Origin of the sequence: Methylocystis sp. IM3, from assembly GCF_038070105.1 — a bacterium.
Lineage (GTDB): Bacteria > Pseudomonadota > Alphaproteobacteria > Rhizobiales > Beijerinckiaceae > Methylocystis.
Genome location: NZ_JBBPBZ010000002.1, coordinates 645,377 through 666,861, shown reverse-complemented (window position 1 = coordinate 666,861; position 21,485 = coordinate 645,377). Strand labels below are relative to the sequence as shown.

22 protein-coding genes are annotated in these 21,485 nt (G+C 63.0%); 8 read left to right on the top strand and 14 right to left on the bottom strand.

The window, feature by feature from the left end:
• The first annotated feature begins 3 nt into the window (after positions 1 to 3).
• Positions 4 to 1,029: a UDP-glucose--hexose-1-phosphate uridylyltransferase gene (locus tag WOC76_RS04995; RefSeq protein ID WP_341108559.1), complete on the top strand. Its 1,026-nt coding sequence runs from the start codon at positions 4 to 6 to the stop codon at positions 1,027 to 1,029.
• A gap of 5 nt (positions 1,030 to 1,034) precedes the next feature.
• Here the strand turns inward: WOC76_RS04995 and WOC76_RS04990 are convergent, their stop codons facing one another.
• The 7 genes from WOC76_RS04990 to WOC76_RS04960 form a co-directional block, all read right to left on the bottom strand.
• Complete coding sequence (locus WOC76_RS04990) at positions 1,035 to 1,493, bottom strand: hydrogenase maturation protease (protein ID WP_341108561.1); 459 nt, start codon at positions 1,491 to 1,493, stop codon at positions 1,035 to 1,037.
• A gap of 6 nt (positions 1,494 to 1,499) precedes the next feature.
• A complete protein-coding gene (locus WOC76_RS04985) occupies positions 1,500 to 2,792 on the bottom strand; it encodes a Ni/Fe hydrogenase subunit alpha (protein WP_341108564.1) in 1,293 nt (430 codons plus the stop codon).
• The gene (locus tag WOC76_RS04980) at positions 2,767 to 3,558 is read right to left on the bottom strand and encodes an NADH-quinone oxidoreductase subunit B family protein (protein ID WP_341108567.1); all 792 of its coding nucleotides are present in this window, start codon (positions 3,556 to 3,558) and stop codon (positions 2,767 to 2,769) included. Before WOC76_RS04980 ends, WOC76_RS04985 begins: the two co-directional genes overlap by 26 nt.
• Before the next feature lies 1 nt (position 3,559).
• Positions 3,560 to 4,450: an FAD/NAD(P)-binding protein gene (locus WOC76_RS04975; protein ID WP_341108568.1), complete on the bottom strand. Its 891-nt coding sequence runs from the start codon at positions 4,448 to 4,450 to the stop codon at positions 3,560 to 3,562.
• On the bottom strand, positions 4,404 to 4,865 hold the full coding sequence (locus WOC76_RS04970; protein WP_341108570.1) for a cyclic nucleotide-binding domain-containing protein: 462 nt from the start codon (positions 4,863 to 4,865) through the stop codon (positions 4,404 to 4,406). The genes WOC76_RS04975 and WOC76_RS04970 overlap by 47 nt, the downstream gene beginning before the upstream one ends.
• The gene (locus WOC76_RS04965; RefSeq protein ID WP_341431307.1) at positions 4,852 to 6,000 is read right to left on the bottom strand and encodes a 4Fe-4S dicluster domain-containing protein; all 1,149 of its coding nucleotides are present in this window, start codon (positions 5,998 to 6,000) and stop codon (positions 4,852 to 4,854) included. Before WOC76_RS04965 ends, WOC76_RS04970 begins: the two co-directional genes overlap by 14 nt.
• Before the next feature lie 221 nt (positions 6,001 to 6,221).
• Positions 6,222 to 6,611, bottom strand: coding sequence for an HU family DNA-binding protein (locus WOC76_RS04960; RefSeq protein WP_341108573.1), 390 nt, complete (start codon positions 6,609 to 6,611; stop codon positions 6,222 to 6,224).
• A gap of 258 nt (positions 6,612 to 6,869) precedes the next feature.
• Here WOC76_RS04960 and WOC76_RS04955 point away from each other — a divergent pair, with 258 nt between their 5' ends.
• A complete protein-coding gene (locus tag WOC76_RS04955; protein WP_341108574.1) occupies positions 6,870 to 7,319 on the top strand; it encodes a (2Fe-2S)-binding protein in 450 nt (149 codons plus the stop codon).
• A gap of 13 nt (positions 7,320 to 7,332) precedes the next feature.
• Positions 7,333 to 9,498 carry a xanthine dehydrogenase family protein molybdopterin-binding subunit gene (locus WOC76_RS04950; protein ID WP_341108575.1) on the top strand — a complete coding sequence of 722 codons (2,166 nt, stop codon included), beginning with the start codon at positions 7,333 to 7,335 and terminating at the stop codon, positions 9,496 to 9,498.
• On the opposite strand, the gene WOC76_RS04945 is transcribed toward WOC76_RS04950, so the two are convergent.
• From WOC76_RS04945 to WOC76_RS04920, 6 genes are all read right to left on the bottom strand, one after another.
• Positions 9,485 to 10,096, bottom strand: coding sequence for a nucleotidyltransferase family protein (locus tag WOC76_RS04945; RefSeq protein WP_341108576.1), 612 nt, complete (start codon positions 10,094 to 10,096; stop codon positions 9,485 to 9,487). The two genes, WOC76_RS04950 and WOC76_RS04945, sit on opposite strands and share 14 nt — an antisense overlap.
• Entirely contained in the window at positions 10,093 to 11,175 is a 1,083-nt protein-coding gene (locus WOC76_RS04940; RefSeq protein ID WP_341431306.1) for an XdhC family protein, read from the bottom strand. Before WOC76_RS04940 ends, WOC76_RS04945 begins: the two co-directional genes overlap by 4 nt.
• Positions 11,176 to 11,233: 58 nt before the next feature.
• Positions 11,234 to 12,055, bottom strand: a complete 822-nt coding sequence (locus WOC76_RS04935) for a DNA-binding domain-containing protein (RefSeq protein ID WP_341108577.1) — start codon at positions 12,053 to 12,055, stop codon at positions 11,234 to 11,236.
• A complete protein-coding gene (gene bufB / locus WOC76_RS04930) occupies positions 12,052 to 12,897 on the bottom strand; it encodes an MNIO family bufferin maturase (protein ID WP_341108578.1) in 846 nt (281 codons plus the stop codon). The genes WOC76_RS04935 and bufB overlap by 4 nt, the downstream gene beginning before the upstream one ends.
• Before the next feature lie 87 nt (positions 12,898 to 12,984).
• Positions 12,985 to 13,212, bottom strand: coding sequence for a hypothetical protein (locus WOC76_RS04925; protein ID WP_341108579.1), 228 nt, complete (start codon positions 13,210 to 13,212; stop codon positions 12,985 to 12,987).
• Between the two features lie 85 nt (positions 13,213 to 13,297).
• A complete protein-coding gene (locus WOC76_RS04920; protein WP_341108580.1) occupies positions 13,298 to 13,639 on the bottom strand; it encodes a hypothetical protein in 342 nt (113 codons plus the stop codon).
• A gap of 464 nt (positions 13,640 to 14,103) precedes the next feature.
• Between WOC76_RS04920 and rpsA the strand changes: the two genes are divergently transcribed.
• The 5 genes from rpsA (at position 14,104) to WOC76_RS04895 (ending at position 20,389) form a co-directional block, all read left to right on the top strand.
• A complete protein-coding gene (gene rpsA, locus WOC76_RS04915; protein ID WP_341108581.1) occupies positions 14,104 to 15,846 on the top strand; it encodes a 30S ribosomal protein S1 in 1,743 nt (580 codons plus the stop codon).
• 199 nt (positions 15,847 to 16,045) lie between these two features.
• Positions 16,046 to 16,990 (top strand): hypothetical protein, encoded by a 945-nt coding sequence (locus tag WOC76_RS04910; protein ID WP_341108582.1) that lies wholly within the window; start codon positions 16,046 to 16,048, stop codon positions 16,988 to 16,990.
• Positions 16,991 to 17,068: 78 nt separating this feature from the next.
• Positions 17,069 to 17,425 (top strand): hypothetical protein, encoded by a 357-nt coding sequence (locus tag WOC76_RS04905; protein ID WP_341108583.1) that lies wholly within the window; start codon positions 17,069 to 17,071, stop codon positions 17,423 to 17,425.
• 271 nt (positions 17,426 to 17,696) lie between these two features.
• A complete protein-coding gene (gene rpsD / locus WOC76_RS04900) occupies positions 17,697 to 18,314 on the top strand; it encodes a 30S ribosomal protein S4 (protein WP_341108584.1) in 618 nt (205 codons plus the stop codon).
• A gap of 359 nt (positions 18,315 to 18,673) precedes the next feature.
• The gene (locus WOC76_RS04895; protein WP_341108585.1) at positions 18,674 to 20,389 is read left to right on the top strand and encodes a hypothetical protein; all 1,716 of its coding nucleotides are present in this window, start codon (positions 18,674 to 18,676) and stop codon (positions 20,387 to 20,389) included.
• 66 nt (positions 20,390 to 20,455) lie between these two features.
• Here the strand turns inward: WOC76_RS04895 and WOC76_RS04890 are convergent, their stop codons facing one another.
• Complete coding sequence (locus WOC76_RS04890; RefSeq protein WP_341108586.1) at positions 20,456 to 21,373, bottom strand: hypothetical protein; 918 nt, start codon at positions 21,371 to 21,373, stop codon at positions 20,456 to 20,458.
• Between the last annotated feature and the right edge of the window lie 112 nt (positions 21,374 to 21,485).

Genomic DNA, 21,485 nt, shown 5'->3' with positions numbered 1-21,485 from the left:
GACATGCTGCGCCTGCAACAGGATTCCCATCGTCGGCTCAACGCCCTGACTGGCGAGTGGGTGCTGGTCTCGCCGCATCGCACGAGTCGCCCCTGGCAAGGCCAGACGGAATCAAAGGCGGAAGCGGCGATCCCCGCCTACGACCCTGGCTGCTATCTCTGTCCGGGGAATCTGCGGGCGAACGGCGAACGCAACCCGCCTTACAAAGACGTCTTCGCCTTCACCAATGATTTTGCCGCCTTGCTCCCCGAGTCGCCTCAGGAGGAAATCGACAATAACGGCCTGCTCGTCGCACGCGGCGAACCGGGCATCTGCCGGGTGGTCTGCTTTTCTCCACGCCACGATCTCACCCTTTCGCGGATGAGCGTCGATGAAATTGAGCAGGTCATCGTCCTGTGGCGGGATGAATTCCGACGCCTCGACGCCGATCCGATGGTTGGCGCGGTGCAAATCTTCGAGAACCGCGGAGCCATGATGGGCGCAAGCAACCCCCATCCCCACTGCCAAATCTGGGCGACGCACAGCGAACCCGATGAACTCGTCAAGGAGTCGGCGCGCCAGCGAGGCTATCTGGCCGCACGGGCAAACTGCCTCCTGTGCGATTATCTCGCCCTCGAGCTGGAGCAGGAGGAGCGCATCGTCTGCGCCAATGACGCCTTTGTCGCGCTGGTTCCCTTCTGGGCGACATGGCCGTTCGAAACCATGTTGCTGCCCCGCCGCCACTTGGACGCGCTCGATGCGTTCGGCGCCGCAGACATGCGCGCGCTCGCGGATATTCTGAGCCAGCTCACGCGCTGTTACGATGCGCTCTTTGATGCGCCCTTCCCCTATTCCATGGGATTTCACCAGCGCCCCAGCGACGGGGGCGAACATCCGCACTGGCATTTCCATGGGCATTTCTATCCGCCGCTGCTGCGCTCGGCGACCATCCGCAAATTCATGGTGGGCTTCGAACTGCTGGGCTCTCCGCAGCGCGACATCACGCCCGAGAGCGCGGCCGAGCGGCTGCGCGCCGCCTTGCGGGCCTGATCGCCCTATTGAAGAGCCTGAATCTCCCGGCTCAGCGCCTCGACGACCTGGCCGACGGCGGCCGATACCGCTGTCGAAAGCGGCGCTCCCACCTCGAAGCCCTGGCCCTCGATCGCATAGAGGACACAGCGCGGCGGCAAAGCGCCGAGGGCGACGCCGAGCGCAATCGCCTCGGCAAGGCCGAAGCCGTGGGAAGAGACGCCATATCGCGCGTCGGGCAGCGGGGATTGCGCGAGATCGACGCGGCGCACGCTACCCGCCGGCGCGCCGGAGACGCAGGCGTCGATCAGAAAGACGCTGGACGCCTTCTCCATCAAGGCGAGCAAGGCCGTCGCTTCGCCGTCTGCCTCCACGATCCGCGCCCCTTTGAAGCCGAGCGCGCCGAGGCGCCGGGCCACCTCACGGCCGGCGCCGTCGTCGCCGCGCTCGGGATTGCCCACTCCGATCACCGTGATCGTTGTCAAGCCTTCTCAGCCCCGGTCCATATCGAGTCGCAGGAAATGCGTCGCGCAGGAGATGCAGGGATCGTAATTGCGCACCGTCTGCTCGCAGCGATGCCGCAACTCATCGTCGGGAAGGTCGAGGAAACCGCCGACGAAATCTAAAAGATCCTCTTCGAGACAGGCCTGGTTCTGCGACGTCGGCGGCACGATCTGCGCGTCTTCGATCATCCCCTGCGCATCGATCCGGTAACGGTGATAGAGCAACCCGCGCGGCGCCTCGGTCGCGGCGTAGCCGACGCCCGCACGGGGCTCCACCGGCGTGAAGGGCCGGTCTGGCTCCTCGTAAGTCTCGATGACGCGCAGCGCCTCGTCGCAGGCGTAAATGGTCTCGACGGCGCGGACCATGATGCTGCGGTAGGGGTTGCGGCATGTGGCGCCGAGACCGATCTCCCGGGCGATGTCCTGAGCAAGCGGCGACAAGAGGTCGAAATTCAGATTGTAGCGCGCAAGGGGGCCGGTGAGATAAGAGCCGCCGCCCTGGCGAAAGTAAGAATGCAGCGCCGTGGAATGCTGAACCTGCGCCTCTGCGAAATGCGCATCATATTCGGAGGCGGAAATGTCGAGACCGCGATTTGAAACGATGCGACCTGCGTTGAAGGGATATTCGGTCGCGTGTCGAAGGGCCACGAAAACATAATCCCGCTCGCGTTCAGGGAAGTCGAAGGTCGCGACCCAGCGTGCGGTTTCGACCGCCGCGTCGCGCGCCCATTTCAGCCTTTCGGCGAGCGGGCGTAATTCGCGCTTGCGCGGCGCGCGGTGGAAGCCGCCGACGCGGACATTGACCGGATGGATTTCCCGGCCCCCGAGCAGTTGCAGAATTTCGTTGCCGACCTTCTTGAGCTGCAAGCCGCGCGTCACGGCGGCGCCATGGTCGCGCGCCATTTGCACGCCGCCGTCGTAGCCGAGAAAATCCGGCGCATGCAGCATATAGATATGCAGCACATGCGACTCGATCCATTCGCCGCAATAGAGGAGCCGGCGCAAGGCGCGCACGGGCCCGGAAACATCGACGCCGAGGAGATTTTCGAGCGCATGCACGCCGCTCATCTGATAGGCGACCGGGCAGATTCCGCAGATGCGCGCGACAATGTCGGGCGTCTCGGCGAAGTGCCGGCCGCGCAGAAAGGCCTCGAAAAAGCGGGGCGGCTCGAAGATGCTGAACTGCGCGCTCTGCACCTTTCCGTCGCGCACGACGACCTTCAACGCCCCCTCGCCCTCGACGCGCGCGAGGAGATCAACCTTGATGGTCTTGCGCGTCATGGCGTTCGCTCTCCTGGCGGAAGGGTTCGGCGTCGGCGTTGAACGTGCGATAGATGCGTTGCAACCCCTTCTCATCGACGCCCAGGCGCTTGAACCAACCGCTCAGGGACGGCGCATTCGGCGTCTCTTTCGGCCCGAAGCACCCATAGCACCCCCTGTCATAGGAAGGACACAAGGCGCCGCAGCCTGCATGCGTAACGGGGCCGAGGCAGGGGATCGCCCGCGCGACCATGACGCAGACATTGCCCTTGAGCTTGCATTGCACGCAGACGCTTTCCGCCGGCGTATTGGGGCGACGGCCCGTGAGGAACGCCGAGATCACATCGACCAGTTGACCCTTGTTGATCGGGCAGCCGCGCAACTCGAAATCGACGGGGACGTGCTGCGAGATGGCGGTCGATGTCGCGAGCGTCTGGATATATTCAGGATGGGCGTAGACGATTGCGGCATAATCCCGCACATCGGCGAAGTTGCGCAAAGCCTGAATGCCGCCGGCGGTGGCGCAGGCGCCGATGGTCACGAGCTTTTTCGAGCGACGGCGAATGTCCTGGATGCGCTCGGCGTCATGCGGCGTCGTCACCGACCCCTCGACGAGCGAGAGATCATAGACGCCCCGCGCCTCGCCGCGCGTCGCCTCGGGAAAATAGGAAATCTCGAGCGCGCCGGCGATGGCGAGAAGCTCGTCCTCGCAATCGAGCAGACTGAGCTGGCAGCCGTCGCAGGAGGCGAATTTCCAGACGGCGAGACGCGGCTTGCGGTGCGCCATCTCAAAGCTCCTTGACTGAAAGGAGAGGCTTCAGCCGCGCGAAGGTGAAGACAGGCCCGTCGCGGCAGATGAAGGTCGGCCCCAGCTGACAGTGGCCGCAATGGCCGATCGCGCATTTCATGTTGCGTTCCATGGAAAGATACATGGCGTCTTCGGCAAGGCCCTTGTCGACGAGCGCCATGGCCACGAAACGCATCATCACTTCCGGCCCGCAAACCATGGCGACCGTCGCGGCCGGGTCGATCTCATGCCTCGATATGAGCCCAGTGACGACGCCCACATGCCCCCGCCAGTCGGCGCCGGCGTGATCGACCGTCACCTCGACATCGATGTCGAAACGTCCCCGCCAGCTCTCGACCTCATGACGAAAGATGATGTCCTCCGGACGCCGCGCGCCGAAGAGCAGCGTCACCTTGCCGAAGCGCGCCCGCTCGCCGAGCAGTCGATAAATGGCGGGACGCAGCGGCGCGAGACCCAGGCCGCCTGCGACCAGGAGCACGTCCTTGCCCGCGGCCTGCGCCATCGGCCAGCCGACGCCGAACGGCCCGCGCACCCCGACGAGTTGGCCCGCCCCAAGTCTTGTCAGCGCATGGGAGACGGGCCCCACCGCGCGAATCGTATGGACGAGCGGGCCGCTGGCGGGGTCGCCGCTCATGCTGATCGCAACCTCGCCGACGCCAAAGGCCGTCAGCATGTTGAACTGGCCGGGCGCATAGCGCAGCGGCGCGCCGTCGGACATTTCGAGTTCGAGCGTCCAGGCGTCGGGCGCGTCATGGCGCCGGCGACGCACATGCGCGATGCGCGGAACCATGGGCGGCGCGGCCCGCCCGGATGGATCGGCGGCCTCAGACATGAGCGCCGTAGAGATCGAGAAACTGAAGGCGCGTCGCATGCAGGCGCTCGATCAGGATCGGCATGAGCCGCTTCATGATGTCATAGCCGAGGTCATGGTCGGCCTCGCATTTGTTGCGCAGGCAATGCGCATCCATGGCGATCACGCGCGCGCTCTCGAGCGTCCGCGCGTCATAGCTCCAGCGATAGGGCGGCACGAGCCAGTTGACCCCGAAAACCTCGCCCGGCTCGAGCGTGAGAAATGTATTGGCGCCGCGGCCGGGCGCAGAAATCTGCAAGGCCACCCGCCCTTGCCGAAGGAGGTAGAAATTGTCGGCAGCGCCGCCCTCGTGAAAAATGAACCGGCCGCCCTCGAAATGCGCATTCCTGGCGCAGCCGCAGGCGAGCGAAAGAAAGCTCTTGTCGAGGTCGGCGAAAAAAGGATGCTCCGAGAGGATGCGCTCAAGATTTTCCAAGGCCGCGCTCTCCTGTTCCCTCGCTCGCGCCGATGGCGTGCGTTTCTTCCGTGATGTCGATGCCCACAGGGCACCAGGTGATGCAGCGGCCGCAGCCGACGCAGCCATATGTCCCGAACTGCTCATGCCAGGTGGCGAGCTTGTGCGTCATCCATTGACGATAACGGGACGAGACGCTCGGCCGCACAGCGCCGCCGTGAATGTAAGAATAATCCATGGTGAAACAGGAATCCCAGCGCCGGTCTCGCGACGAGTCGACGCCGAGAAGATCGTTGTGGTCCTCCACCGTGGTGCAGAAGCAGGTCGGGCAGACCATCGTGCAATTGGCGCAGGAGAGACAGCGCTGCGCAACCTCCTCCCAGCGCGGATGCTGCAGGTTGCGCATGAGGAGCTCTGGCGCGTCCCGAGGCATGTCGCGCCCCATTGTGGCGGCCGTATGCGCCACGACCGCCGCGGCGGCGTCGAGGTCTTGCCGCATCGCCTCGCGCCCCGGAAGTTGCGCGAGGGCCTCCGCTCCCGCCTGCGATCCGGCCTCGATCAGGAAAAGATGGGCGTCGTGTGAGATCAACTCGGTAAGCGCGAGATCGAAGCCTCTGGTCGCCTTCGGTCCCGCCTCCATCGAGACGCAAAAGCAGGTCCCCCCCGCCTTGCCGCAATTCAGGGCGATGAGAAAGGCAGCCTCGCGCCGCGCCGCGTAATGCGGATCGACATAGGCGCCGCCCATCAGCACGCGGTCCTGAATCGCGATGGCCGCAAGCTCGCAGGCGCGAACGCCGAGGAAGGCGAAATTCTGCGACGCCGGCTCCTCGGCCTCGATCGCTACATCGCTTCCCTTGCGGACGGCGCGCCAGAGGCGCAGGACGGGAACGTGGAGAAGCTTCTTCCAGGAATGCGGTCCGACCGCATAGCCGAACAGCGCTTCGTCGTCCCGCGGCGCGAGGGCGTAACGCCCCGGCTCCTGCTCGTCCGTGTAACCCTTGGGAAGGTCGGCGACGCCGTCGATGTCGTCATAAACGATCGCTCCGTCGGCGACTGTCGGGCCGATGACCCGGCGGCCCTCCTGGCGCAGGACGTCGATGAGCGCCTGTAGCCCATCGGCATCGATGACGCGCGGCTGCGGAAGCGAATGTTCCATCGGGAAGGATTCTCGACGATCGGGCGCCGGTCGGCAAGTCGAGATCGGCGCGGCCGTGTTTTCAGCGACGAGCTTGCCTGCCCATTGTTACACAAGCTTGACGGGCAGGAAGGCGCGAGCGTCGCGAAGCAATGCTGAAAAGCGCGCCATGAGACGACGAAGTCATGGGCGGCAAAAAAACGTCGCCGGCGGGCGCAGCCAGCCGGCGAAAAAAAATCTCGTTACTTCGACGCCGCCGACTTGAGCTTCGAGAGCGCGCGGATCTTCACGCGCACGCTCGCAGGCTTGGCGGCGGCCTTCACCATCTCGCCGGTCGCCGGATTGCGCACCAGCGTGCCGGCCTTGCGCGCCGGCACCTTGCGCAGCGTCACTTTCAGCAGGCCGGGCAGAGTGAATTCGCCCACGCCCTTGGGATGGACCGAGCCCATGAAAACGCCTTCGAGCGTCGCATAGACGGCTGCGGCCGTCTTGCGCGGCAGGTCGTTTTGTTCGGCGATGTAATTGATCAACGCCGATTTCGTCATGGTTTCCTTCACCGGACGAATGGCGGGCGCCTCGGCCTTGCTGACCTTCGTGGTCGCGGCAGCCTTGGTGGTTTTTGCCTTGGCCATCAGAATTCTCTCCTCGTCGCGATCGGCCGCCACATGCTGCGAGCCTGAGCCAACACGAAATTGCTAACGATTTGCAGGGTGATTCGCAATCGAGGCGACACAATCGCTGTAATTTTGCCCTTCTTTTTGCGGAGACGCTCGGGCTATGCCTCGCAGGGCAGCCCGAAAACAGGCGCGGCGAGAGGGTCCGCGCCTTGGCCGGGCCCTTCGTGTTTGATAGCATCCCGAGGGGATGACGGGCGGTCGGGGAGGCGGCGAATGACAGTCCTGGTTGTCAATGGAAAATCGGTCCAGGCGGATGTCGAGGACGACACGCCGCTGCTCTGGGCGATTCGCGAGAGCCTGGGGCTGACCGGCGCGAAATATGGCTGCGGCGTCGGCGCCTGCGGCGCCTGCACGGTCCATATCGACGGCGCCGCCGTCCGCTCCTGCGTGGTCACTGTCGGCGACGCCGTCGGCCGCAAGATCACGACGATCGAGGGCCTCGCCCAGAACGGCGTCCTGCATCGCGTGCAGCAGGCGTGGATCGACGCGGACGTTCCGCAATGCGGCTATTGCCAGACCGGCATGATCATGGCGGTTGCGGCCCTCCTGACGGAAAAGCCGCAGCCGACCGACGCCGAGATCGACGCCGCCATCACCAACATCTGCCGTTGCGGAACCTTCCAGCAGGTGCGCGAGGCCATTCACGCCGCCGCCCGGGCCTGAGAGGAGCACCCGAATGAGCAACGCCCTTCACATCAGCCGGCGCGCCCTCGTCGTGGGCGGCGCCGCGCTCGGCGGCGGCCTGTCGCTCGGCCTCGGCCTTCCGTTCTCAGCAGACGCCTCGGAAGCGCCGGAGGTCAACGCCTGGATCGTCGTCAAGCCCGACGACGCGGTGGTGATCCGAATTGCGCGCGCCGAAATGGGCCAGGGCACGCTGACCGGCCTCGCTCAGCTCGTCGCCGAGGAGCTCGACTGCGATTGGTCGAAGGTCACGACGGAATTGCCGACGCCCGGCCAGAGCGCGGCGCGCGGCCGCATCTGGGGCGACTTCGCCACGGGCGGCAGCATGGGCGTGCGCGCGTCGCAGGATTACATGCGCAAGGGCGGCGCGCTGGCCCGTCACATGCTCGTTCAGGCGGCGGCGAATGGCTGGGGCGTCCCCGCCGCGGACTGCAGCGTCGACAAGGGCGTGATCTCCCACGCCGCTTCGGGCCGCTCGACAAGCTTCGGAAAAGTCGCCGACGCGGCGGCGAAACTCACGCCGCCCAGCGACGTTCCGCTCAAGGATCCGCGCGACTGGAAGATCGCCGGCAAGGCGCTGAAGCGCCTCGACACCTCGGACAAGACGACCGGCAAGACGATCTATGGGATCGACGTCAAACTGCCGGGGATGCTGAATGCGGCGATCAAGGCCTGCCCCGTCTTCGGCGGAACGCTGAAGAGCTTCGACGAAAGCAAGATCGCCGGCCGCAAGGGCGTGAAGAAAGTTCTGCGCGTCGGGGACAACGCCGTCGCCGTCGTCGCGGATACCTGGTGGCGGGCGAAAACCGCCCTCGATGCGCTGCCCATCGTCTGGGACGAGGGCCCCAACGCCAGAACCTCCAGCGCCGACACGGCCAAATGGCTCGCCGAAGGGCTCGATCCCGCGCAGCCCGCCGTCACGGGCCATGAGAGGGGCGACGCGCGCACGGCGCTGGCCGGCGCGTCAAAAACCGTCGAGGCAGTCTACAGTTATCCGCACCAGAACCACGCGGCGATGGAGCCGCTCAACGCCACGGTGCTCTATACGCCGGAGAAATGCGAGATCTGGACCGGCACGCAAAACGCCGAAGCCGCCCGCGAAGCCGTGGCCGACGCCGCAGGACTTCCGATCGAAAAATGCGACGTGCATCGCGTGATGTTGGGCGGCGGCTTCGGCCGGCGTCTGTTCATGGACAATGTGCGCCAGGCGACGCTGATCGCGAAAGAGTTCCCCGGGACGCCGGTGAAGCTTCTGTGGTCGCGCGAGGAAGATATGACCCATGGGGCCTATCATCCTGTGACGCAGTGCCGGCTCGTCGGGGCGTTCGACGCCGAAAAGAAGCTCACCGGCCTCCATATGCGCATTTCGGGCCAGTCAATTTCGGCGAGCGTGCGGCCCCAGTGGATCAAGGACGGGCTCGATCCGGCCGTCTTCCAGGGGCTCGCGGCGACGGGCGAGGCGCAATTCGGCTACGACATTCCCCATCTGCTGATCCAACACGCCATGCGTAATCCGTCCGTTCCGCCCGGATGGTGGCGCGGCGTGAACATCAATCAGAACGCCATTTATCTCGAATGCTTCATCGACGAGCTGGCGCATGCCGCAGGCGAGGACCCCGTCGCCTTCCGCCTGAAGCTCTTGGCCAAACAGCCAAAGCAGCGCGCCGTGCTCGAAGCGGTCGCCGCGCGGGCGGGCTGGGAAAAGCGCGCGCCCGAGGGGCTCCATCGCGGCGTCGCCTGTTTCATGGCCTTCAACAGCTTCGTCGCCGCGGTCGCAGAGATCTCGGTCTCTCCGGACAACAAGGTGAAGATCAGCCGCATCGTCGCCTCGACCGATCCCGGCCATATCGTCAATCCCGCGCAGGTCGAGCGACAGATCGCCGGCTCTTTCGTCTTCGGACTCTCCGCGCTCTTTTATGGCGGAATCACCGTCAAGAACGGGCGGGTCGAGCAGGAGAATTTCGACAGCTATGATTCCATGCGGCTGAAGGATATGCCGAAAGTCGACTGCGTTCTGGCGCCGAGCGGCGGTTTCTGGGGCGGGGTCGGAGAGCCGACGATCTGCGTCGCGGCCCCGGCCGTGCTCAACGCCTATTTCGCGGCGACCGGCAAGCGCGTCCGCTCCGTGCCGCTGAAGGATCAGAAGATCAGCTTCGTCTGATCGTCTCTCGCAGGCGCGCGAGGTCGGCTGGCGTATCGACATCGGCCAGAACGGCGTCGTCCTCGACAGGAAGCTCGACGACGCCGTCGGTTTCTCGCAGGAGCCGCCGCGCGCCCTCGTCGCCCTCGAGCGCCGCGAGCGCAGGAAAAAGGCGCCTCGCGAGCAGCGCCGGATTGCCGCGTCGTCCACCCCGGACCGGAACAACGGCCGCGGCTCCCGGCGCCTTTTCGAAGGCCGAGATCAACGCATCGATGAGGCGCGGCGAGACGGCCGGCATGTCGCCGAGGAGCACGATCACGCCCTCCGCGTCGCCCGCCGCCGTGAGCCCCCGGCGCAGCGACGAGGCGAGACCGCGCGAAAAGTCGGGATTGGGCGCAAAGGACAGCGGGAGCCCTGCAAGCGCCGCCTCGATCTCCACCCGCTGATGGCCGGTAACGACGATGACGCGACGAAGCCGCGACGCGAGCGCCGCCTCGGCCGCGCGCCGAATCAAGGGCCGCCCGTCGAAATCGGCGAGGAGCTTGTTGGCGGAGGCGCCGAACCGCGCGCCCCGCCCCGCCGCGAGCAGGAGGGCGGCGATCAGGGGCGCGCCACTCATGCGCCGCAGCTTGCGAACGGGCGCCCCGCGAGATCCTGCGCCTTCAGGCTGCGGAGCGGTTTTCGCCCGCGCGCGAGGATGAGTTCCGCGAGAATGGAGACGGCGATCTCGGCCGGGCTCACGGCGGCGATGTCGAGGCCGATGGGCGCACGCAGCCGGTCGAGCGCCGCGGGGCCGGCGCCGCTCGCGCTCAGCCTTTCGAGACGCCGCGCATGCGTCGCCCGCGAGCCGAGGGCGCCGACGTAGAAACAATCCGACGCGAGCGCGAGCCGCAGGGCGGGATCGTCGATCCTGGCGTCATGCGTCAGCGTCGCGACCGCTGTGTAAACGTCGAGCCCGATCTCGGGCAGCGCTTCCTCGGGCCAGCGCGGGTCGAGCCGCGCATGAGGGAAGCGCTCCGGCGCCGCATAGGCGCCGCGCGGGTCGAGGATGGTGACGGCAAAGCCCGCGATCTGCGCCATGGGCGCGAGCGCCTGCGCGACATGCACGGCGCCGACCAGGACGAGCCGGGGGGCTGGACGAAAGAACCGGACGAAGAGCCGCGCGCCCGCCGATTCGACGAGGCCGCTGGCGCCGGCCCGCAGCATCCCGCCGAGCGGGTCGTCCGGTGAGGCGCTGGCGAGTTCCGCCGCCTTCAGGAGCCGGGCGGGACCGCCATCGAGCGGCATGAGCAGCGCGCAGGGACGCCGCGCGGCAGTTTCCGCGCCGATCTGCGCGAAGAGCGCGCGCCGCGCCTCGTCGAGGCGCTCGACATGAACAGCGATTCGGCCGCCGCAAGAAAGACCGGCGCGCCAGGCCGTCTCATCGGCGACGCCGAACTCCAAAAAACGGGGCGCGCCATCCGCGATGCAATCAAGCGCCGCGGCGATGACGTCCCCCTCCACGCATCCGGCCGAGACGGACCCGCAAAAGAGGCCGCCCTCCTCCACGACGAGGAGCGACCCGGCCGGGCGCGGGGCCGAGCCGAAAGTCTCGACCACAGTCGCCACGGCGACGCCCAGCCCCGTCCGCCGCCAGCTCTCAGCCTGGCGCAGAAGTTCGCTGTCGTCGACGGGCGCGGAAAGAAGTGTGGGCGTCAAGAGCTGGCCTCGGCGGGGTTTCGTCCTCGGCGCGCATTATAGCAAGGACGCGCCGGTCTTACCCCTGAAGCGACACGCCCGTGATCATGCCGTCCTCGAACCAGCTCGCCAGAAACTGGGCCAGCCGCTCCGGCTCGATTTCGCCCGCGTGCTGAAACGCGGCCATCTGGCAGATGTCGCCGAAAGCGCGCCCGACCCGCGCCTCGTTCAGCGCCAGATATTCATCCGGCTCGAGCTCTCGGAAGACCGACTCCTCGTTGCAGCGCCAGACGGCCACGGCCTCGAACCCCTCCTCCCCGGCGCGCTCTGCCTCGGGGTCTTCCACGCCATCTCCCGATTCACCACCGCCGTTCATCGCCTGATAGGCGGCGAAGACGCCGGGCGCGAGACGCAGCACGATCAGGCTCGGGTGAAAGTCGAAGACGAGGCGGGGCGACTCCTCCGGCGCAAATCCGGCGAGCGCCTGAACGGCCAGGGGCTCGGCGTCCGGCGCATCGAAGGCGTCGACGATGGCGCGCTCGAAGAGCGCCATGGACGAGGCCGCGGCGTCCTCTTTCCATTCGGGATGGTCCCGCAGAAAATCCGGCAGGCCGGTCGTGTACCAGCGGGCGTTACGGTCCCTGGGAGGCTGGGCCGTGACATAGGCGCCGATCAGAGCTTCGAAACGCTCTTCGCCCAGGAGGGCGCGCAGGCCCGGATAATCCTCGTGAAGGAAGCTCTCCAGCCGGACGCGATAGCCGGACTGATAGACGTGCAGCAACTCGTCGCGCCCGGCGCCGCGCCCCGACTCCCGCAGCGCGGCGATGAGCGGCGCATCCTCTGCGCCGGGCCCGGCGAGGAGCCGCGACTGGAACAGCGCCTGAAAATCCGACAGCTTCATGCGGCGCTCGAGACGCGCTCGGCGGCCAGGCGGGCGTCGATGTCGCGCATGCGCTGCAACTCGTCGAGCAACTCGGAAAATGGGGGAAAATTATCGTCCCGCTCGATCATCGCCGAGACGTCGCCGAAGCGGCGGCGCGCCCTTTCGTAAAGGGTCCAGACCTCCTCGCAGACCGGCTGATCATGCGTGTCGACGCGATGCGTGCCCTTGTTCGTATGGCCCGCCATGTGAAACTGCACGACGCGCTCGGCGGGAACGGCGTCGATGAAGGCGTTGGCGTCGAAGCCGTGATTGAAGCTCGACACGAAGACATTATTGACGTCGAGCAGCAGCAGGCAATCGGCGCGCTCGGCCATCTCCCGCACGAATTCCGCCTCGCTCATCTCGGACGCGACGAAGGAGACATAGGTCGAGGCGTTCTCCACCACGAGCGGGCGTTTCAGATAGTCCTGCACGCGGCAGATGCGCTCGACGATATGGTCGAGCGATTCGCGCGTGTAGGGAATCGGCAGTAGGTCGTGGAGATTGAGGCCATGCACGCCGGTCCAGGCGACATGGTCGGAGACCCAGGCGGGCTCGACGCGCTCGATCAGCGCCGCAAGCCGGGCCAGATAGTCGAAGTCCAACGAGTCGGTCGAGGCGAGCGACATGGAGACGCCGTGCATGACGACCGGATAATCGGCGCGAATGCGGTCGAGCATGGCGAGCGGCCGACCGCCCGCCACCATGTAATTTTCGGAAATGATTTCAAACCAGTCGACCGGCGGACGCGTCGACATGATTTCATCGAAATAGACGGGCCTCAGGCCGAGACCATAGCCCAGCGGCGCAGGCTTTTGCATGCGAACTCCCGCCTGAAAGAAATTCGGCTGACCGCACCCGAGAGCGGGCGAATTGCGCCGAACCCATTGGGGTCCGGCGCGCGTCCATCACTTCGTATGGCACATGCTCTTCATGTTGCAATGGCCCTTGTGGTGATGGCACTGGGCCTTGTGGTGGCAGCGGGCCTTGTGATGGCACGTGCCCTTGGCGCCGCAATGGGCCTTGGCGTGGGCGGCGGACGCATGAGCATGAGCCGGAGCGACCGCAGCGCCGTTGAGGGCGAGCGCGATGGCGGCGGCGGCGAGCGCGGAACCGGAAACGACCTTCGTCTTCATATGTTTCTCCTCTGCAAAACACCCTCCGAGAGGGCGGAAACGGCGCCCTTTCCGGACATCCGGAAAGCGTGGCGCCGAAAGGGGGTCACTTGCCGTCAGCCGGCTTCGCCTCCGCAGGCTTGGCGTCAGCGGGCTTGGCGTCCGAAGGCTTGGCGTCCGAAGGCTTGGCGTCCGAAGGCTTGGCGTCCGAAGGCGTCTCGGCGGCCGGCGCGGCGGCCTTCTCCTCGCCCTTGCCCTTCTCGCCGCTCTTGCCCTTCTCGTCGCTCATGGCGGGGCAGCCATTCTTGCCGCCGCATTTATGCTTTTCGGCCTCGGCCTTGGGGGCGCGGTGCGCCTTGTGCTTCGCCTCGGCGGGCGCCGCCCCGGCGAGCGCGACGGCGATCGTCGCAAGGGCGAGCGCCGCGCCGCCGAAAATTCTTGCCTTCATCGAGTTCTCCAGAAAACGCGGCTCGCGTGGGAGTTTTTCTGACGCCGCAGGAGAAGATTAGCACCGGGCGCCGCTTTCGCTAGTGGATTTTGGCCAAATGGCGAACAAAGCAAAAATCCTGGTGAACGCCGAAGCGCCTCCATCTGAAATGGGTGCGCCCGCAGCTCCCGCACCGCAATAGTCGATTTTCCGCATCGCAGCAACAAAGACGCGGCGGCGCCGCTTGCCGCAGGTCGAAGGCGCTGTTAGATAGCAGCCTCGCGGAAGGGGTTTTCCCTGCCGCGCAGACCACCTGGTTTTCGTCCTTTGGGCCGCGCCGGCCAGTTCGCCGAACGAACGACACGTTCGCCAGTCGAATTCTACGTCTCTCCCGCCAAGGCTGCGAGACGTTCCGATCGCCGAAAACCGACCGCAACGCCAACCTTTCGCCGGCGCCGCCCCGACCGGGGCCTCCAGGAGAAAAAATGTCCGCCACGACCGATCGCGCCCCCACGCGCGAAGATTTTGCCGCCCTGCTCGAGCAGAGCTACGGCGATAACGAGGCTTTCGAGGGTTCCGTCATCAAGGGGCGCGTCGTCGCCATCGAGAAGGACGTCGCCGTCATCGATATCGGCCTGAAGACCGAAGGCCGCGTCCCTCTCAAGGAATTCACCGGCTACGGCCGCGACCCCGCCCCCCAGGTCGGCGAAGAGGTCGAGGTCTATCTGGAGCGCGTCGAGAACGCGCTCGGCGAGGCCGTCATCTCGCGCGACAAGGCGCGCCGCGAGGAGAGCTGGGTCAAGCTCGAAAAGGCCTTCGAGACCAATGAGAAGGTCGAGGGCGTCATCTTCAATCAGGTCAAGGGCGGCTTCACCGTCGACCTCGACGGCGCCGTGGCCTTCCTGCCGCGCTCTCAGGTCGACATCCGTCCGATCCGCGACGTCGGCCCGCTGATGAACGTGCCGCAGCCGTTCCATATCCTCAAGATGGACCGCCGCCGCGGCAACATCGTCGTCTCGCGCCGCACGGTGCTCGAGGAGAGCCGCGCCGAGCAGCGTCACGAGATCGTCGCCAACCTCGAAGAGGGGCAGGTGATCGACGGCGTGGTGAAGAACATCACCGACTACGGCGCCTTCGTGGATCTCGGCGGCATCGACGGCCTGCTGCATGTCACGGACATCGCCTGGCGGCGCGTCAATCATCCGTCCGAGGTGCTGACCATCGGTCAGACCGTCAAGGTGAAGATCATCAAGATCAATCACGAGACGCACCGCATCTCGCTCGGCATGAAGCAGCTGCTCGAGGATCCGTGGCAGGGCATCGAGGCCAAATATCCGATCGGCGCGAAGTTCCACGGCCGTGTGACCAACATCACCGACTACGGCGCCTTCGTCGAGCTGGAGCCGGGCATCGAGGGTCTCGTGCACGTCTCCGAGATGAGCTGGACCAAGAAGAACGTCCATCCCGGCAAGATCGTCTCGACGAGCCAGGAAGTCGACGTTCAGGTGCTCGAGGTCGATCCGGTCAAGCGCCGCATTTCGCTCGGCCTCAAGCAGACGCTGCAGAACCCGTGGGAAGCCTTCGCCGAGAAGCATCCGGTGGGCTCGACCGTCTCGGGCGAGGTCAAGAACAAGACCGAGTTCGGCCTCTTCATCGGCCTCGACGGGGACGTGGACGGCATGGTCCATCTCTCCGACCTCGACTGGAACCGCCCGGGCGAGCAGGTCATCGAGGAGTACAAGAAGGGCGACGTGATCGAGGCGCAGGTTCTCGACGTCGACGTCGACAAGGAGCGCATCTCGCTTGGCGTGAAGCAGCTCGCGGGCGATCCCTTCGCCTCCGTGGCCGCGGGCGAGGAAGGCGAGGTGAAGAAGGGCGCCGTCGTCACTTGCGAGGTGACCGAGGTCAAGGACTCGGGCATCGACGTCAAGATCGCAGGCACCGATCTCACCACCTTCATCAAGCGCAGCGAACTCGCCCGCGACCGGGCTGACCAGCGTCCCGAGCGTTTCGCTGTCGGCGAGAAGGTCGACGCCCGCGTCACCCTCTTCGATCGGAAGGCGCGCAAGATCGCCGTCTCGATCAAGGCGCTTGAAGTCGCCGAGGAGAAAGAGGCGATCGCCCAGTATGGCTCCGCCGATTCTGGCGCATCGCTCGGCGACATTCTCGGCGCGGCGCTGAAAGCCCGCGAAGAGGCCCCGAAGAAAGGCAAGAAGGGCGAGGAATAATCCTCGACCGGATCGCCAAAGAGAAAGAGCCTGCGCGACCCACGCGCAGGCTTTTTTGTTTGTCCCAAAGGCGCCCGATTCACCGGACGTTAACCATGGGGCGAGGAGGCGCCCGCCGTTAACCTTAGTTTTCTGAAAAACACGCAACATACGGTTGTTGTACATATGCGTTTGAACGCGCGACGCCGGAGGTAGCGTGATGAGTGCGAGTATTTTCGACCGGGACGACGCCGCGGCAACCTCCTGGGGGCCGATCCACGCCCGGCCCACGGGCATTCGCGCCGCACTGGGCATGGGCGTCGGCGCCTCGCTCATTCTTGCCTTCGCGGCGCTTTTTGCGCGCCATCCCGCCCCGCCGGCGACGGTAGCGGACGCTGGCGGGCCCGCGGCGGCGCAAGGGCCCGCCAAAATCTCCGCCAAGGCAAGCATGGAGCCCGATGCGGCCGCGGCCCGCGCCGTCGCCGCGCTCGACCTCGAGGCGCCCGAATTCGAACGCGAGAAAAAAACCGTGGCGGTCGGCGACGCCAAGGATGGGGCGCCGCGGATCGACCGGCTGACGGTCGGCCAATTCGCCATGGGCGCGCCCTTCCTGCGCGTCGATATTCACCCTGAACTCGATCAGGGGGCGACACACACGGATTTCTTCCTCGACATGACCCGCCACGCCCGCGACGCCGGCCTGAATGTCGCGAAAATCGGCCAGCGCTCGACGCTCCAGACGCGGTTCGGCGCCTTCGAGACGGCTGACATCCGTCTCTCGCAGCCCGGCGGCGAGGGCGTCGAGGCGAGCGAACGCGCCTGTCTTGCGGGCCGCCTCGTCGACGCCAAGGTTCCACTCGAGATCGCCGGCATCGCTTGCGGCGCTGCGGTCAAGCCGATCGACCGCGTCGCATTCTCCTGCATCCTCGACGGCCTCAACTATTCCTCGGGGAGCGACAACAAGGCGCTGAACGATTTCTTCCTCAATGCGGAAATCGCACGCGGGAAAGGCTGCGCAAACGTCTCTCGCGACGATGTGACCGCCTCGATTCCGCGCAAGGCCGCCGCAAGCCGCGTGAAGCCGGCCAAGCCCACTGCGCAGGCAAAAAAGGCGCGCCCCGTGGCGCAGGCCGGGACGCTGCAGACGGAAACGGCGAAAAATTGAGCCGGACCGAAGGCCGTATCGCTTTTGGCGCCTGATCCTATATGATGCGTCCAAAGCGTTGAGCTCGAGAGGATGGAGATGCGCAAGGGACTTATGCTTTCGGTGGGCCTCGCCTGCCTGGTCGCGATGGCCGCGGGCGGAGACGCGCTCGCCAAATCGCGCAATCGCCAGCCGGCCTATACGGTCGCCGCCGATGCGCTCGCCTCCAACGGCCGCACAATCGACGTCGAACGCCGTAGCTGGCTCGATCCGGGCACCAAGGTGCCGGTCGGCAGCACGAATCGCTACATGCTGCAGCAGACCTATTACAATAAGGATCCGATCCAGGCGTCGCAGCGTAGCTGGTACATGCAGGAGACGCTGCCGCAGCGGCCGCCCTACAACGCCGACATGATCGTGCCATATAACGACGGCTGGCCGATCGACCTGTTCTGAATCTGGTCTTTCGACTTGACTCGGGGAGCGTCTTCCATTAGCTCCCCCTCAGCCTGACGCGTAAAAACGCGCCGGGCAAGCACCCGTGGCGTTCGACACAGAACGCCTGTCGGCCGGAATCCCGGCAGAGGAGGGCGCGTTCCCAACCCCGGCGCCGCCGGGAGCCTGCGGGAGACGCGATCGATGAAGCGCCGGGGCGCAAGTTCCTCGGGCGCGCTTTCGTCTTTTCGCCTCTCGCCGCCGGACGCGACCATGAGAGGAAAAGAGTAACGTGACGAAGCGCGCAGAAGCCAAATACAAGCTCGATCGCCGCCTGGGCCAGAACATCTGGGGCCGTCCGAAGAGCCCGGTCAATCGCCGCGAATATGGCCCCGGCCAGCATGGCCAGCGCCGCAAGGGCAAGCTCTCCGACTACGGCACGCAGCTGAAGGCGAAGCAGAAGCTCAAGGGCTACTACGGCAATATCTCCGAGAAGCAGTTCCGCAAATATTACGCCGAGGCCATTCGCATGAAGGGCGACTCGGGCGACAATCTGATCGGCTTGCTGGAGCGCCGCCTCGACGCGATCGTGTATCGCGCCAAATTCGTGCCGACCGTCTTCGCGGCGCGTCAGTTCGTCAACCACGGCCACATCCGCGTCAACGGCCGTCGCGTCAACATTCCGTCCTATCTGGTGAAGGTCGGCGATGTGATCGAGGTGAAGGAATCCTCGAAGCAGGCCGTGACGGTCCTCGAGTCAGTCGCGCTTGCCGAGCGCGACGTGCCCGAATATTACGACGTCGATCACTCCAAGATGACCGCGAGGCTCTCCCGCGTCCCCCATGCGACCGAGGTGCCCTACCCCGTTCAGATGGAGCCCAATCTCGTGATCGAGTTCTATTCGCGCTAATCAAAATTAGCGTCGAATACATAAGATATAGCAAAAATATCAAAGATTTAGGCGTCAGCATACTAGATGTTGACGCCTATTTTTTTACACACGCTCTACACAGAACAAAGCATGAACTAAATTGGATTGAGGGAATTTAAGCGTAGATTGAGCGTGAGCGTGTGTGGGAGTTTACACAGACGGTACACAGATGCTCGGATGACGGTGAGCTGATTGTTGGGCGGGATGGTGGGGTGGTGGGTGGGGTGCGAGCGGTGGATAAGAGATCTATACAACGCACACTCGCTAGCCAAAGCTTACCCATGAGCTAGAATTGAGAAACCACAGAGCGGAAATCATTGAACCCATAGGATAACGCGTTGAACAAACTTCTGATCAAAGTTTTTTTTGGATTGCATTTCGTCAGCCTACCGCTGTGCCCTTTAGCGAAGGCCGAAGATTATCTCGTGGCGAAAAATAAGTATGGCGGCCCCTCCGCGGATGAGCTTTTTGCACGCGATACCAGCAAAGGCAAACTGACATTAAGATTTAAGAAATCAGAAGGTGATTTGCTAAGCAACTATGCTCTTTTTATTGATAAAAAGCGAATATCAACCGACAATTTTTCATCAATAGGCGACGTATGGGAAACAAATGGAGACGTTACTGTTTTACTGCATGGACATGCAGGCACTGCCGCCGCCTGGTGCAACTTGTTCCATATATCGTCGAGCAAAGTTTCTGAGATTGGCGAGCTCTCAGCCTGTGATGACCTAATCGCAAAAGTCGACCATAAAACTAAAACCATCACGATAACGACAGCAAATCAGGACGAAAAGGCAGATACAGAAGTAGTAACTGTAAGAAGAGGTGTAGTTGAAAAGACCATCAAACATGCAAAATGGATCAGTCCTGACGCAAGAAAAGCCGGCCCGGACGGAGAGGTGACGCGGTGGAATGGTGGAAGTTTGGCAAAACTCCTCCATGAAGACGGAGAGATCGTTCGGCTGATGAGCATAATGCCTGAAGAAGACGTAAAACAACTCCACCAAATGCTCATGGTTGAAAGCTGTACAATAAAAGGTGGTTTTCTATTTTGCCATAGCTACGGCAAGGGTGTGAAGGATGACTTTGCTCTAACTATTTCGGTTCGAGATGGAGATCCTTTCGTTGCTATACTGGGGGACGTTAACGGAACTCCGACTGTAACGAGATTTTCAGGAGGAGTAGCTCTGCCGGCCGTAGTTCAAGATGGAAAGACGATGCTTTATGGCACGTCGTTACAAAGTACGCCCGCGCCCATCTCACAATGGCTCCGAGAAGAACACGGAATAATCTCGACCGCCCTGAAGCCACTAGCGGATCAGGTTATCGGCTTATCAAAGGAAGCCGGATCAAAGGTTGCTGCAATTGAAGCAATGACGACAAAGCAGCTATTTGAGGCCGCAACCGCGACTTTGAGTCGCAGCAAGATTATGGAAAAGGACGAGTTTGAAACCACGGCTGAATTTTCGCAACGAAAACGATCTGCTACCGCATGCGACGGCATTCTTGATAAGGACATACCGATAAGGCTCGATGGATTTTTGTCCGGCAAATATGATGCAGATAACGAGGAGTACACTTTCAGAGAGCTTCCTTATCTCAAATCCGAAAGGGAAGCACGTGTTGAAGGTCCTGTCGAAGTGACAGAGCGAAAATCATATGTGGCAGAGAACGCCTTTGGAAAGGCTGCAGTTGTCGAGCTGAAAAAAGGGGAAAAATACAACCTAGCCTTACGAGGTCCGATAATAGAGATACCCAGACTAAAGCTTCCCCATCTTCAGGCAAGGGAAATCATCAAAGATATCCGAGTCATTTTATACGTGCGGTTAGCAGATCCCTTCGTTCGAACTGTACTTTTCCACCAAAAGCCGACCTTGGACCACCCGGTTGAATTTTTCTACAACAATCATGATGTGATAGCGAAACCCGTCAAACTGGTTTTCTATCGCGAATCTGATGGTAACGTTCTATTTGAGCTATCAGATACTCCGCCTAGCAGGTTGCCGTCGGCTACGGAGGCTATTTGTGCTAAACCGGCATTAACGCCGTAAAATAGCTCCTGCAGATGTAGGGCGGTGAAGATATCGGGGCTTGGTTGGGAGCGCGGTTACCCTGATTTAATCCGAGTTGAATTTTCTCACAGCTGACGTCTCAAGCATCTGGGTCGCATAAAGGAGATTGACCTGGATAGAGGGAGACTTGTCCGTTTTTGCGATTTCGAGCAGTTCCTTGAGTTCTTTTGACCAAGCAGAGACAACTAGTGCTCTGTCAGCATTGTCGGCATATTTTTTCAGTGAGCCTCCAGCTTTATCCACTGCGGCTTGGGCTTGCGCGACACAGCGCCGATCGCCGCCTTCTTTACCGACCGTTTTCACACACCGCCAAATTGTCTCGGAAATACTTCGGTGCAGTTTTTTTAGCGTGCTAGCCCCCTCTGTCAGAGGGACCTTAGCGAGCGGATCACAGTCATAGGAGATTCTCTTGTAAAACTCATCGAAAGACCGGACATCAAACTCGTAGTCAGTCGATTCCAAATCAAAATTCTTAAGCCTAATTTTGAATTTGCTCGCGGCACTCAAGCTACTCAAAAAGGGAAACACATCAGGGGCCGATTTTTTTGATGAAGGGAGAAGGCCGGTAGCTTTATCAGAAATGTAATTCTTCTGAGCCGAGTCCTTTGAGTAGTCCCACTCGTCGTAAATTGGTTCTTGCTCGTCAAATATGTATTTCACTTCTCTCAAACGGTTAAGCTCCGTTTCACCGAGATACTTCGATGCCGTTACACCGACCCAGAAATTTCTGTAGTCTCTCGGATCGACTGCCTTTGGCCATGGCTCGCAGACGACATATAACTCAGCCTTATCCGGCCCCGTCGACTTCACAGACGCACTGAAAGTCGCTCGCTTTTCAAAATCATCTTTAGATTTTTCGTAAACCCAATTACCGAGATACGCAGGTTTTGCCTGCCTCTTGCTCTCTTCCTTGGAGCAACCGTTCAGAGCAGCCAAAAGAGATAGCGCTGCAAACGTTTTCAAAAAGCATCTCATTCAACCTTGCTCCCGTCGACCAGCGGTTCACTTAAGCTTGTCTATTAAACGGTTTCAATAACAGGGCTGCCAGCCATTTGCATTCCCGGCTACTTGCTGC